The organism is Sphingomonas jatrophae, from assembly GCF_900113315.1.
Taxonomy (GTDB): Bacteria; Pseudomonadota; Alphaproteobacteria; order Sphingomonadales; family Sphingomonadaceae; genus Sphingomonas_P; species Sphingomonas_P jatrophae.
This window is the reverse complement of the sequence record NZ_FOZG01000001.1, coordinates 1,243,083-1,255,368: the sequence shown is the minus strand read 5'-3', so window position 1 is coordinate 1,255,368 and position 12,286 is coordinate 1,243,083. Positions and strand designations below refer to the sequence as shown.

Here is a 12,286-nt window from a genome sequence, read left to right as displayed (position 1 = left end):
GTCACTTTCCGGCGCCACGGCAGCGCGGCGGGGGCCCGAAGCCCGCAGAGCCGCGCCACGGCTGCCCGGAGGCCGGCGCCGGAAAGATCATCCAGTGCATTTGAAGCACGTGCTACCACAGCGAAGGGCCACTCCCATCTGTGCTGCCGCATCCAGCGATGCGCGTTCGGGAGAGACCCGGACCGGGGAGTCGAACCCCGAACTTGTGGTCAGGCGAAGGGCCGCCCGTGTCAAGCGGCCCGCCGACCTCAGGAAACGATGCGAACGGGCACGCTCTTGGCTGCAGGCGTGTGCGACTCCTCGTCATGATACCAGAGCGGCATCAGCGGGTTCATCTCCGGATAGTAGGCGCCGAGGCAGCCGCGCGGCAGCAGGAAGGGCGTGACCGTCAGGCCGCCGACCTGCCGATCCTCGCCATCCTCTGCGTCGCTGGCGAGACCGACGACCTGGCCGGCCCGCAGTCCGGCCGCTTTGATATCCTCCGGGTTCATCAGCAGCACGTCCCGCGTGCCCTCGATGCCGCGCAGGCGGTCGGAATAGCCGTAGATGGTGGTGTTGAACTGATCGTTGGAGCGCATCGTCATGAGGCGGTAGCGACCCTCCGCCTCACCGACGCCCATCGAGTTGAGCGCGGTGGGTACGGTGAACTGCGCCTTGCCGCTCTTGGTCTTCCACACGCGCTCACGTGCCGAATTGCCCCGATAGAAGCCGCCGGGGGTGAAGACGCGGTCGTTGAAGTCGTGAAACTGCTCGGGATAGGTTTCCGCGATCAGGCTGCGGATCTTGGAATAGTCGGCGGTCCATTCCTCCCATTTCACCTTCGGGTTCTCCGGCAGCGTGGCACGCGCCATGCCGGCAACGATCGCCACCTCTGACAGCAGCTGCTTCGAGGCGGGCGTGTTGCGGCCGATCGAGCCGTGGATGCAGGAGAGCGAATCCTCCATCGTCACCGCCTGCCGCCCGGACACCTGCATGTCCTCCTCCGACCGGCCGAGGCAGGGGAGGAGATAGGCGACCTCGCCGTTGATCAGGTGGCTGCGGTTCAGCTTGGTGGCGATCTGGACGGTGAGGCGCAGCCGCGTCCATGCCGCTTCCATCTTGTCGCGCTCGGGAATGGCGCGGACGAAGTTGCCGCCCAGGCCGATGAACGCCTTGACCTCACCGGTCAGGATCCTCTCGCACGCCTTGACGGTGTTCATGCCTTCGTCGCGCGGCGGCTCGAACCCGAACTGCTCGGCCAGCTTGTCGAGCGGCACCAGCTCCGGCTTTTCAGAGATGCCGACGGTGCGCTGCCCCTGCACGTTGCTGTGCCCGCGCACGGGCGACACGCCGGTGCCGTCTCGGCCGATATTGCCGCGCAGCAGCCAGAGATTGACCAGCGCCTTGATGTTGCGCGCGCCGCCGACATGCTGGGTCAGCCCCATGCCGTACATCGCGATGGCGCGATCCGCGTCGCAATAGATGTCCGCCGCCGCCTCGATATCGGCGCGGGCAAGGCCGCTTTCGCGCTCGATCTCGGCCCAGCTGGTCGCATCGACCTTCGCCTTCAGCTCGTCGAAGCCGGTGGTGTGCTGCTCGATGAAGTCCACATCGAGCACGTGGCGCTTGTCGCGCGCCCACAAGGCCTCCTCGCGGGCGAGGACATGCTTGATCATGCCGGTGATCGCCGCGATGTCGCCGCCCGTCTTCACCTGGAGGTAGAGCGTCGAGATCTGCGTCGACTTGGGCGTCAGCATCTCAACCGGGCTCTGCGGGTTCTTGAAGGTCTCCAGCCCCTTCTCCCGCACCGGATTGAACGTGACGATCTTGCAGCCGCGCTGCACTGCTTCCTGAAGCGGATGGAGCAGACGGGGCGAGTTGGTGCCGGGGTTCTGGCCGAAGAAGAAGATGGCGTCGCACAGGTGGAAATCGGCCAGCACGCTGGTGCCGACGGGTGACCCGATCGAGCCTTTCAGCGCGACCGAGGTCGTCTCATGGCACATGTTGGAGCTGTCGGGCAGGTTGTTGTGCCCGTAGAGCCTGGCGAACAGCGCATAAAGATAGCTCGTCTCGAGGCTCGCGCGGCCGGAGGCGTAGAAGACGGATGTGCTGGGATCGATCGCCTTCAGCTCGCTGCCGATCGCGGCGAACGCCTCATCCCAAGTGCAGGGCACATATTTGTCGCTCGGCCGGTCGTAGCGCATCGGGTGCGTCAGGCGGCCGGTCTGCTCCAGCTGATGGTCGGTCCAGCCCTTCAGCTCGGCCAGCGTGTGATTGGCAAAGAAATCGGGCGTGGCGCGGCGGCTGGTCAGCTCCCACAGGGTTGCCTTGGCGCCGTTTTCGCAAAATTCGAAGGCGTGCGGCTCGGCAGGCTTGGTCCATGCGCAGGACACGCACATGAAGCCTTTGACCTTGTTCTGCCGCCGCAGCGTGTTCAGCGCACCGGGCGAGGGCCGTTCGCGAAGCGCGGTCTCGGTGATGCCGCGCAGCGAACCCCAACCGCCCTCCGACCCGGTATAGTGGACGGTATCTTTCTCGTCGGCCATTGCGGCAATCCTCTCGCCTTGAACCGACCGAACCCTTCGCGGGAGCCGCCGTTCCGTGAAACTGCTGTCACCCGAGCAGGTTACAGCGTGCGCAGCCGATCCAGCGTGGCGCGATATTCGCGCTTCAGCCGGTCGACCAGCGTCGCCGCGGGCACGACCTCGCTGACCGCGCCGATCCCCTGGCCGCAGCCCCAGATATCCCGCCACGCCTTGGCCAGGCCGTCGCCGAAATCCATTGCGGTCGGATCGGCACCGGCCAGCTTGTCCGGGTCGAGCCCGGCGGCGGCGATGCTGGGCTTCAGGTAATTGCCGTAGATACCGGTGAACAGGTTGGAATAAACGATGTCCGCCGCGGCATGCTGCGTCACCATCGCCTTGTAGGCAGGGTCTGCATTCGCCTCCTCCGTCGCGATGAAGGCGGAGCCGATATAGGCCAGATCCGCGCCCATCGCCTGCGCCGCGGCGATCGACGCCCCGCTGGCGATTGCGCCGGACAAAGCCAGCGGGCCGTCGAACCAGGCGCGGATCTCCTGAACCAGTGCGAAGGGCGAGAGCGTGCCGGCATGGCCGCCGGCGCCCGCCGCCACCGCGATCAGGCCGTCGGCGCCCTTGTCGATCGCCTTGTGGGCGAAGACGTTGTCGATCACGTCGTGCAGCACGATGCCGCCATAGGAATGGATCGCGTCATTCACCTCCGGCCGCGCGCCGAGCGAGGTTATGATGATCGGCACGCGATATTTGACGCAGAGGGCGAGGTCTTCCTCCAGCCGCGCATTGGTGCGGTGGACGATCAGGTTGACCGCGAACGGGGCATCATTCGGCGTCAGCTCGTCATTCAGCCGTTGCAGCCACTGCTCGAGCATGCCCGATGGGCGTGCATTGAGCGACGGGAACGAGCCGACCATGCCGCTGCGGCACTGGGCGAGCACCAGCTCCGGCTGCGAAATGATGAACATCGGTGCGCCGATTACGGGCAGCGGCAGGCGAGCAAGCGGATCGAGCAGCGTCATCGGGTCCTCCGACCATCGCCTTAGAACCAGCCCGGTGCCGGTGCCAGAGCGCGCAAACGCACAGTCGGGAATTGCCTATTTGCCGCCGGAACGGTAGCGCTTGCAGCGATGTCGCATGCGCACGCTATGATTCTGTCGACCGGAAGGCGCTGAAAAGCTTGCTAGGAGACGAGAGGAGCGAGCAGACGATGCCTGACGTGGGTCCGGAGCCGGCCTGCGCGCGCCTGCCATTCGGCCGCCTCGAGGTGGACGCCACCGGGCGCATCCTCAGCCACGACTCGATGATCTGCGAGCCAGCGGGCATGTCGTCGGATGAGCTGATCGGGCGCGATCTGTTCCGCGACGTGGCGCCGGGCACCCACCTGCCGGCCTTCCACGGGCGGTTCCTGTCCGGTGTCCGGCTCGGCCGGCTCGCTGCCGATTTCGAGTTCGTCTTCGGCTGCGATCCGCAGCCAGTGCGCGCAGAGGTGGCGATGCGGGACGGCGATGCGCCCGGCCGCTACCGGATCGACATCCGCCCGCTCGGCGTGCTGCCGCCGACGCGTCAGCGCTCGATGATGCTGGCGGCCGAGGCGGTCGATCGGCGGCTTCGGGCCGAGCCGATCGATCCATCAATCTGCGAGCGTGAGCCGATCCATGTGCCCGGTGCGGTGCAGCCGCATGCCGCGATGCTGGCGCTCAATCCCCAGAGCCTGATCGTCGAAGTCTGCAGTGACAATGCGGGCGAGCCGTTCGGACGGGCCAAGACGGCGCTGCTCGGCTGCCACGTCCGCGACCTCATGCCGGCGGATGTCGTCGAGCGGCTGCGGATGTTTGCCGCCGCCGACGACAAGCAGGATCCGACGCGGCCGCTGCGGGGGCGCGTGGCGTTGGGCGAGGCACGCTATGAGCTGACCGCGCATTGCCATGGCGGTCGGCTGGTGATCGAGCTGGAGCTGCTGCCCGACCGGCCCGAGGATTTCGGTGCGGCCACGCCGCTTCAGGCGCAGGATGCCATCGCCCGGATGCGCGACGCGCCTGATCTCGTGTCAGCCGCCGTCGCGTGCGTCGAGGAAGTGCGCGCCATGACCGGCTTCGACCGCGTTCTGGTCTACCGCTTCGACGAGGATTGGAACGGCGAGGCGATCACCGAATCGGTTGCCGAGGATTGGGGCGACCGGCTGGAGGGGCTGCGTTTCCCCGCGTCGGACATTCCGGCGCAGGCACGGGCGCTCTACACCCGCGCGCCCGCGCGTTTCGTCGTCGATCGCGATGCCAGCCCGGCACCGCTCCTCGCTGATCCGGAGGCAGGCAACGGGCCTGTGGATCTGAGTTTTGCGCAGTCCCGCGCGCTGTCGCCGGTGCACCTCGAATATCAGCGGAATCTCGGCGTCAACGGCTCCATGTCCGTCTCGATCGTGGTCGAGGGAAAGTTGTGGGGCCTCGTCATCGGTCATCACCGGCGCCCCCGCTATGTCGAGCCGGAAACGCGCGCGCTGGCGACGCTGGTGACGCAGGGCTTTGCGCTGCGCGTCCATGAGCTGGAAAGCCGCGCCGCGTGGGACGCGCGGCAGCAGCATCTCGCCACGCAGCAGAAGCTGTTCGAGCAGATGGCCAGCTCGGACGATTATGTCGACGCCATCCTGACCGAGGAACGGACGCTCGTCGGCCTGTTCGTCGCCGACGGCGCGGCCGTGGTGCGCGACGGAGAGGTGCGCGCAGTCGGCGGCACGCCGTCCGAGGCGGCCGTGCTCGCGCTGGCCGACTGGTTGCGGCGCGGTCCGCTGGCAAGCGACGCCAGCTTCGCCACGGATGCCTTGCCGGAGCTGTTCCCCGAGGCCGAAGCGTGGCGCGAGGTGGCGAGCGGCCTACTCGCGGCGGCGATCGATGCCGATCGGCGTCACCTGCTGATCTGGTTCCGCCGCGAGGTGGCGGGTACGATCGCGTGGGGCGGTGATCCGAACAAGCCGGTGCTGGGCGATGCCGCCGCGCAGGTGGTGCTGCCGCGTCGCTCGTTCGAGCGGTGGGTGGAGGAACGGCGCGGCCGGTCCGATCCCTGGGAGCCGTGGCAATTGAGCGCGGCTGCCGCCTTCGCCAGCGGGATCGAGGGCGTGATCCTGCGCCAGAACCGCCGCATCCAGGTTCTGACCGAGCAGCAGGCCGAGCTGACCCAGGCCCTCACTCAGAAGGACGTGCTGGCGCGCGAGGTCGATCACCGGGTCAAGAACTCGCTCCAGATCGTCGCCGCAGTCATGCTGATGCAGGCGCGCAAGGTGGAGGAGCCGACCGCCCGTGCGGCGCTCGAGGAAACCTATGCCCGCGTCATGAGCGTGGCGCGCGTCCATGACAGCCTCCAGCAGACCGAAGACATGGAGAGCGTCGATGTCGGTGAGACGCTGCGCCAGCTGTGCAACGATCTGCTTGCCGGGATGGCGGGGGAGGGGCTTGCCGTCGCCGTCCACGCCGATCACCCGGTGATGGTGTCCAGCCAGACGGCGGTGGCGCTGTCGCTCATCGCGACCGAACTCGTCACCAACGCACTCAAATACGCTTATTCGCCGGGCGAAGCGGGCCGGGTCGACGTGTCCGTCTCGCCGGAAGGTCCGGGGCTCATGATGCGCGTCTGCGACAATGGCCGCGGCCTGCCGGACGGGTGGGAGAGCCGCGCCGAGCAGAAGACCGGCGGCGGCCTCGGCATGCGCATCATTCGCGCTATGCTGCAGCAGATCGATGCGCGTCTTGAGGTCGGCTCGGCGGAGCCGAGCGGGGCGTGCTTCACGGTGCGGGTTTGAGCGGCCTCGCGCTGCGCCTGCGCGAAGCGACCCGCGATCTGCACGATGACGCCGAAGGCGCGGTCGATTGGGAAAGCCGAATCGCCACGCCGGCCGGCTATCGCCAGCTGATCGAGCGCTGGTGGGGGTATCATGCTGCACGCGAGCCGCGGCTGATCGAGGCTCTCGGCGCTGAGGCGCTGGAAGGCCGAACGAAGTTGCCAGCCCTGGCCGCGGATCTTGCCGCGCTCGGGCAGACGCGGCCAGACATCTTGCCGCTCTGCCAACCCGCCGCCGCACCGCTGACGCGCGAGCAGGCGCTGGGGGCGCTCTACGTCAGCGAGGGGGCGACGATGGGTGGCCAGCTGATCGCCCGCACCGTGCGCGAGCGGTTCGGCGCCGACGCACCAACGGGCTTCTTCCATCCTTATGGCGCTCGCACCGGGGCGATGTGGCAGGACATGCGCCGCATGCTCGACGCGCATGAGGCGGAGGGCGATGCGATCGTCGCAGCGGCGCGCGACACGTTCCGTCTACTGGCGGAGTGGCTGAAGGCCTGATCTTGGCGGCGGTCGGTGGACAGACCAGCGCCGACGCTGCAAAGCAGGCGGCATGAAACGGCATACCGGACAGGATCGCGACATCACCGCCTGCTGGCGCCCGGCCACCCGTGCGGTGCGCGGCGGCACCCGCCGTAGTGAGTTCGGCGAGACGAGCGAGGCGTTGTTCCTGACCTCGGGCTACGCTTACGATTGCGCCGCAGACGCCGCCGCCCGCTTCGCCGGCGAGCAGGCGGGCATGACCTATTCGCGCCTGCAGAACCCGACCGTCGAGATGCTCGAACAGCGCATCGCGCTGATGGAGGGCATGGAGGCCGCACGCTGCACCGCCAGCGGCATGGCGGCGATGACGGCGGCGTTGCTGTGCCAGCTCAAGGCCGGCGATCATGTTGTTGCGGGGCGCGCCGCATTCGGCTCCTGCCGCTGGCTGACCGACACGCTGCTGCCGCGCTTCGGCGTCGCCACGACCATCGTCGACGGGCGCGATCCCGATCAGTGGCGCGCGGCGATCCGGCCTGAAACCAAGCTGTTCTTCTTCGAAACGCCCGCCAACCCCACGCTCGACATCGTCGATCTCGCCGCTGTGTGCGGCATCGCGCGCGAGGCGGGGGTGCGCACCGTCGTCGACAACGCCTTCGCCACGCCTGCGCTGCAGCGCCCGGCGGAGTATGGCGCGGACATCGTGGCCCACTCCGCCACCAAGATGATGGACGGGCAGGGACGCGTGCTGGCCGGCGCGGTGTGCGGCAGCGAGGATTTCATCCTGAACGAGCTGCTGCCCTTTACCCGCAACACCGGGCCGACGCTCTCCGCCTTCAACGCCTGGGTCGTGCTGAAGGGGCTTGAGACGCTCGACATGCGCATCCGCCGCCAGAGCGAGAGCGCGCTGAAGGTGGCGCGCTTCCTCGAAGGTCGCGTGCCGACGATCCTCTATCCCGCGCTGGACAGCCACAAGCAGCACGCGTTGGCGATGCAGCAGATGGGCAACGTCGGCGGCACCATCCTGGCGCTGGTGCTCGACGGGGGGCGAACCCAGGCGCACGGCCTGCTCGACGCACTGGAGCTGGTCGATATCTCCAACAATATCGGCGATTCGCGCTCGCTGATGACGCATCCGTCGTCCACCACGCACAGCGGTCTGTCCGCAGACGTGCGCGAGGGCATGGGCGTGACCGAGGGCATGTTGCGGCTGAACGTCGGCCTTGAGGATCCGGACGACCTGATCGAGGATTTCGACCGCGCGCTGAAGACGGTCGGCCTCTGAACCATGAAGGCGCTGTTCCCGCATGTCGCGACCACGCGGGGGCTGGCCGTGCGCGTGTCGGTCAGCTTCCTGCCCGAACAGTCGGACCCCGCGCGTGGGCGCTGGTTCTGGGCCTATCACATCCGCCTGGAGAATGAGGGACCGGTCAGCGTGCAGTTGCTCACCCGGCACTGGATCATCACCGATGGTCGTGGCGGGCGGCACGAGGTGCAAGGCGACGGCGTCGTCGGTGAGCAGCCGGTGATCGCGCCCGGTGGCTCCTATGATTATGTCTCGGGTTGTCCGCTCGATACGCCGACCGGCACGATGCAGGGCAGCTATCACATGGCCAGCGAGGATGGATCGACCTTCGATGCCGCCATTCCGCGCTTCTCGCTGATCGCGCCTGCGGTGACGCGCTGATCGGCCGTCTCGCGACGCCTTTTGCCGGAGCCGCGGGGTTCGTTATAGACGGCGCACCATGAAGCGCACCCATCTGCCCCTCAACGGCCTCCGCGTACTCGATGCCGCGGCGCGCCACCTGTCCTTCACCCGTGCGGCGGACGAGCTGGCGGTGACGCCGGCGGCGGTTGGCCAGCAGGTCCGCGCGCTGGAGGATACGCTCGGGGTCGTGCTGTTCCGACGCACTGCCAAGGGGCTGGAGCTGACGCCCGAAGGCGAGGCGGGGCTGGAGCCACTGCGCGCCGGTTTCCTGATGTTCGAGGAGGCGGTGCGCGCGATGCAGGCACAGCAATCGTCCAAGACGCTGACCATCGCTGCGCCGCGCGATTTCACCGCCAAGTGGCTGGCACGGCGGCTGGCCGATTATGCCAAGACCGATGCGGAGCTGAGCTTCGTCATGGTCGCGGCGGACGACGAGCTGGATTTCACGCAGGCCAATCTCGATCTCGCCATCCGGCTCGCGCCCGGCAAGGGTGAGCTTGAGGGGGTGCAGCTCGGCGCATCCGGTTTTGTGACAGTCGCGGCAGAGGACGGGATTGAGGGGGCGATTGCATGGCCTGGCTGCCCGGCGGAGGACGGCAAGCCGGTTGCGCTGCGCGTCGGCGATGCCGGCCTTGCCATTGATGCGGCGGCGAACGGCATGGGCGAAGCGTGCGTACCCGCTTTGCTCGCCGAGGCAGACCTCGCCTCGGGCTGGGTCGTCAGCCGCGGCGAGCCGCAGCCGAGCCCGCTCGCTTACTGGCTGGTCGCGCCCGTGCCGCAGTGGCGGCAGAAGAAGGTCAAGGCACTGGTCGCGGCGCTGACGCAGTGACGGAATGCTGACGGCGCCTCAGGCGTCGATTGCATCCTCCTCCACATGCGCCGCATTCTCCTGGATGAAGGCGAAGCGGTGCGCCGGATTGGTGCCCATCAGGCGCGAGACGAGATCCTTCACCGCTGCCCGCTCCTCATATTCGGCGGGAAGCGTGATGCGGATCATGCTGCGTTTGCCCGGATCCATCGTCGTTTCGCGCAGCTGCATCGGGTTCATTTCGCCCAGCCCCTTGAAGCGGCTGACCTCGACCTTCTTGCCGCGGAACTCGGTCCGTTCAAGCTCGGCACGGTGCGCATCGTCGCGCGCGTAGAGCGACTTGGCACCGGCAACCAGGCGGTAGAGCGGCGGCTGCGCGAGGTAGAGGTGCCCGCGGCGGACGAGATCGGGCATCTCCTGGAAGAAGAAGGTCATCAGCAAGGTTGCGATGTGTGCGCCGTCGACATCGGCGTCGGTCATGATGACGACCCGTTCGTAGCGTAGCGCCGAAGCATCGCATTTGTCGCGCGTGCCGCAACCGAGCGCCTGGATCAGATCGGCAATTTCCTGATTCGCCAAAATCTTGGCGGAGTTAGCTGAGGCGACGTTGAGGATCTTGCCGCGGATTGGCAGGATCGCCTGTGTCTTGCGGTCGCGCGCCTGCTTCGCCGATCCGCCTGCGGAGTCGCCCTCGACGATGAACAATTCGGTGCCGTCGGGCGCGTCGGCGGCACAGTCGGTCAGCTTGCCGGGCAGGCGCAGCGAGCGCTTGTTGACCGCGGTCTTGCGCTTGACCTCACGCTCCTGCTTGCGGCGTAGCCGCTCGTCCATCCGGTCGAGCACGTAGCCGAGCAGCGCCTTGCCGCGCTCCATATTGTCGCTGAGGAAGTGATCGAAATGGTCGCGCACCGCGCCTTCGACCAGGCGGGCCGCGTCGGGCGAGGTCAGACGATCCTTGGTCTGCGACTGGAATTGCGGATCGCGAATGAAGACGGAGAGCATCAGCTCCGCCCCCTGCATCACGTCCTCGGGCGCGAGATCCTTGCCCTTTTTCTGACCGGTCAGCTCGGCAAAGCCGCGCATGCCCTTCACCAAAGCGGCGCGCAGCCCCGCCTCGTGCGTGCCGCCATCGGGCGTCGGGATGGTGTTGCAGTAATAGCTGTAGCTGCCGTCCGACCAGAGCGGCCACGCCACCGCCCACTCGACTGAACCCTGATCGTTCGCGAACTCCTGTCGGCCGGAGAAGAACTGGCTGGTGGCGCATTCGCGCGCGCCGACCTGTTCCTTCAGATGATCGGCGAGACCGCCGGGAAATTGGAACACCGCTTCCGCAGGCGTGTCGTCCGTGATGATCGATGGATCGCATTTCCAGCGGATCTCGACGCCGGCGTAGAGGTACGCCTTGGAGCGGGCGAGGCGGTGCAGGCGGGCGGGCTTGAACGCCAGCTCGCCAAAGATGGCGGTGTCCGGCACGAAGCTGACCGACGTGCCGCGACGATTGGGTGCGGCGCCGACCTTTTCCAGCGTGGTCGCGGCATGCCCTTGCGCGAAGCGCTGGCGGAACAGCTCGCGATCGCGGGCCACCTCGATCACCGTCTCGGTCGACAGCGCATTGACGACCGAGATGCCGACGCCGTGAAGGCCGCCGCTCGTCGCATAGGCCTTGCCGTCGAACTTGCCGCCCGAGTGGAGCGTGGTGAGGATCACCTCCAGCGCCGACTTGCCGGGGAACTTGGGGTGCGGATCGACGGGGATGCCGCGGCCATTGTCGACGATGGTGAGGCGATTGCCGGCGGACAGCGTCACCTCGATGCGGGTGGCGTGTCCGGCGACCGCCTCGTCCATCGCATTGTCCAGCACCTCGGCGGCGAGATGGTGGAGCGCGCGCTCGTCCGTGCCTCCGATATACATGCCCGGGCGGCGGCGGACGGGTTCCAGCCCCTCGAGCACCTCGATCGTCGAGGCGTCATAGCTTTGCGGGGTGGCGGGGGATTGGAACAGATCGTCGGCCATGGCGGAGGACATAGTGTGAACGGAGGCGGATGTCAGCCTTGCCGCGGTTGCGGCTCGCCGGGGGGCGCGTCAGAGCACGGCGCATGGACCAGTATCTCGCTCGCATCGCTGCCGCTCTCGAGCGGATCGCGCCGCCGCCGCTGCCCGTGGCCGACCCCGCGGTGCATCCGGCCTATGTCTGGCAGCGTGGCGGGCTGGAGGAAGCGCGGGCCTTTGCGCCGCTGCCGCTGGGGCTGCTGACCGGGATCGATGCGCAGAAAGAGACGCTGCTGGCGAACACGCGGCGGCTGGCGGCGGGGCATGCGGCGCATGACGCCTTGCTGTGGGGAGCGCGGGGAACGGGCAAGTCGGCGCTGGTGAAGAGCGTGGTCGGTGCGTGCCAGGCGGAGGGGCACGCCATCGCGCTGGTCGAGGTGGCGGGGGATCGGCTGGAGGCGTTGCCGGCGCTGTTCCGGACCATCGCGGGCGTCCGCCGCGCCTTCATCCTGTTCATCGACGACCTCGGTTTCGAGGAGGGCGCGGATGCGCCGCGGGCGCTGCGGTCCTTGCTGGAAGGCGGGGCGGAAGCGCGGCCGGACAATGTGCGGCTCTACGTGACGGCGAACCGGCGGCATATTGTGGCGCGGCAGGCGACAGAGCAGGCGGACGCGCTCAGCCCGAGGGATGCGATGGACGACAAGCTGGCGCTGGCGGACCGCTTTGGGCTGAGCCTCGGCTTCCATGTGGTCGATCAGGCGACCTATCTGGCGATGGTGGAGCGCTATGCCATGCGGGCGGGGCTGCCGTTCGACCCGGCCGATGCGATCCTGTGGGCGACGCAGCGCGGCGGGCGATCAGGGCGGGTGGCGTGGCAATATGCGGTGGAGCTGGCCGGGCGCGCGGGCAGGGCGATGGCTTAAGTTGACAAAGTTGACACTCAGAGGCCCTTTTCCG

At 67.8% G+C, this 12,286-nt stretch carries 9 protein-coding genes; 6 read left to right on the top strand and 3 right to left on the bottom strand.

The genetic code is table 11. The features are described 5' to 3' along the window. Positions 1-248 precede the first annotated feature (248 nt). Positions 249-2,525 (bottom strand): FdhF/YdeP family oxidoreductase, encoded by a 2,277-nt coding sequence (locus BM360_RS05915; protein ID WP_093312213.1) that lies wholly within the window; start codon positions 2,523-2,525, stop codon positions 249-251. Positions 2,526-2,605: 80 nt separating this feature from the next. After that, on the bottom strand, positions 2,606-3,535 hold the full coding sequence (locus BM360_RS05910; RefSeq protein WP_093312209.1) for an NAD(P)H-dependent flavin oxidoreductase: 930 nt from the start codon (positions 3,533-3,535) through the stop codon (positions 2,606-2,608). A gap of 188 nt (positions 3,536-3,723) precedes the next feature. Between BM360_RS05910 and BM360_RS05905 the strand changes: the two genes are divergently transcribed. The 5 genes from BM360_RS05905 to BM360_RS05885 are packed head-to-tail and all read left to right on the top strand — an operon-like array spanning position 3,724 to position 9,361. Continuing rightward, positions 3,724-6,306 (top strand): histidine kinase dimerization/phosphoacceptor domain -containing protein, encoded by a 2,583-nt coding sequence (locus tag BM360_RS05905; RefSeq protein WP_093312206.1) that lies wholly within the window; start codon positions 3,724-3,726, stop codon positions 6,304-6,306. After that, positions 6,303-6,845, top strand: a complete 543-nt coding sequence (locus BM360_RS05900; RefSeq protein WP_165611214.1) for a biliverdin-producing heme oxygenase — start codon at positions 6,303-6,305, stop codon at positions 6,843-6,845. Before BM360_RS05905 ends, BM360_RS05900 begins: the two co-directional genes overlap by 4 nt. A 52-nt stretch (positions 6,846-6,897) precedes the next feature. Next, complete coding sequence (locus BM360_RS05895) at positions 6,898-8,109, top strand: trans-sulfuration enzyme family protein (protein ID WP_093312201.1); 1,212 nt, start codon at positions 6,898-6,900, stop codon at positions 8,107-8,109. Positions 8,110-8,112: 3 nt separating this feature from the next. Continuing rightward, positions 8,113-8,511 (top strand): Co2+/Mg2+ efflux protein ApaG, encoded by a 399-nt coding sequence (gene apaG / locus BM360_RS05890; RefSeq protein WP_093312199.1) that lies wholly within the window; start codon positions 8,113-8,115, stop codon positions 8,509-8,511. A 58-nt stretch (positions 8,512-8,569) separates the two neighbouring features. Further along, the gene (locus BM360_RS05885) at positions 8,570-9,361 is read left to right on the top strand and encodes a LysR family transcriptional regulator (protein ID WP_093312196.1); all 792 of its coding nucleotides are present in this window, start codon (positions 8,570-8,572) and stop codon (positions 9,359-9,361) included. Positions 9,362-9,379: 18 nt separating this feature from the next. Here the strand turns inward: BM360_RS05885 and parE are convergent, their stop codons facing one another. Continuing rightward, positions 9,380-11,353 carry a DNA topoisomerase IV subunit B gene (gene parE, locus BM360_RS05880; protein WP_093312194.1) on the bottom strand — a complete coding sequence of 658 codons (1,974 nt, stop codon included), beginning with the start codon at positions 11,351-11,353 and terminating at the stop codon, positions 9,380-9,382. Between the two features lie 83 nt (positions 11,354-11,436). Between parE and BM360_RS05875 the strand changes: the two genes are divergently transcribed. Continuing rightward, positions 11,437-12,252, top strand: a complete 816-nt coding sequence (locus BM360_RS05875) for an ATP-binding protein (protein WP_093312191.1) — start codon at positions 11,437-11,439, stop codon at positions 12,250-12,252. Positions 12,253-12,286 lie beyond the last annotated feature (34 nt).

Excerpts from the sequence above, each read along its gene's own strand:
- parE (WP_093312194.1), bottom strand. The coding sequence starts at position 11,353 with ATGGCCGACGATCTGTTCCAATCCCCCGCCACCCCGCAAAGCTATGAC.
- apaG (WP_093312199.1), top strand. The coding sequence starts at position 8,113 with ATGAAGGCGCTGTTCCCGCATGTCGCGACCACGCGGGGGCTGGCCGTG.
- BM360_RS05910 (WP_093312209.1), bottom strand. The coding sequence starts at position 3,535 with ATGACGCTGCTCGATCCGCTTGCTCGCCTGCCGCTGCCCGTAATCGGC.
- BM360_RS05905 (WP_093312206.1), top strand. The coding sequence starts at position 3,724 with ATGCCTGACGTGGGTCCGGAGCCGGCCTGCGCGCGCCTGCCATTCGGC.
- BM360_RS05875 (WP_093312191.1), top strand. The coding sequence starts at position 11,437 with ATGGACCAGTATCTCGCTCGCATCGCTGCCGCTCTCGAGCGGATCGCG.
- BM360_RS05895 (WP_093312201.1), top strand. The coding sequence starts at position 6,898 with ATGAAACGGCATACCGGACAGGATCGCGACATCACCGCCTGCTGGCGC.
- BM360_RS05885 (WP_093312196.1), top strand. The coding sequence starts at position 8,570 with ATGAAGCGCACCCATCTGCCCCTCAACGGCCTCCGCGTACTCGATGCC.
- BM360_RS05915 (WP_093312213.1), bottom strand. The coding sequence starts at position 2,525 with ATGGCCGACGAGAAAGATACCGTCCACTATACCGGGTCGGAGGGCGGT.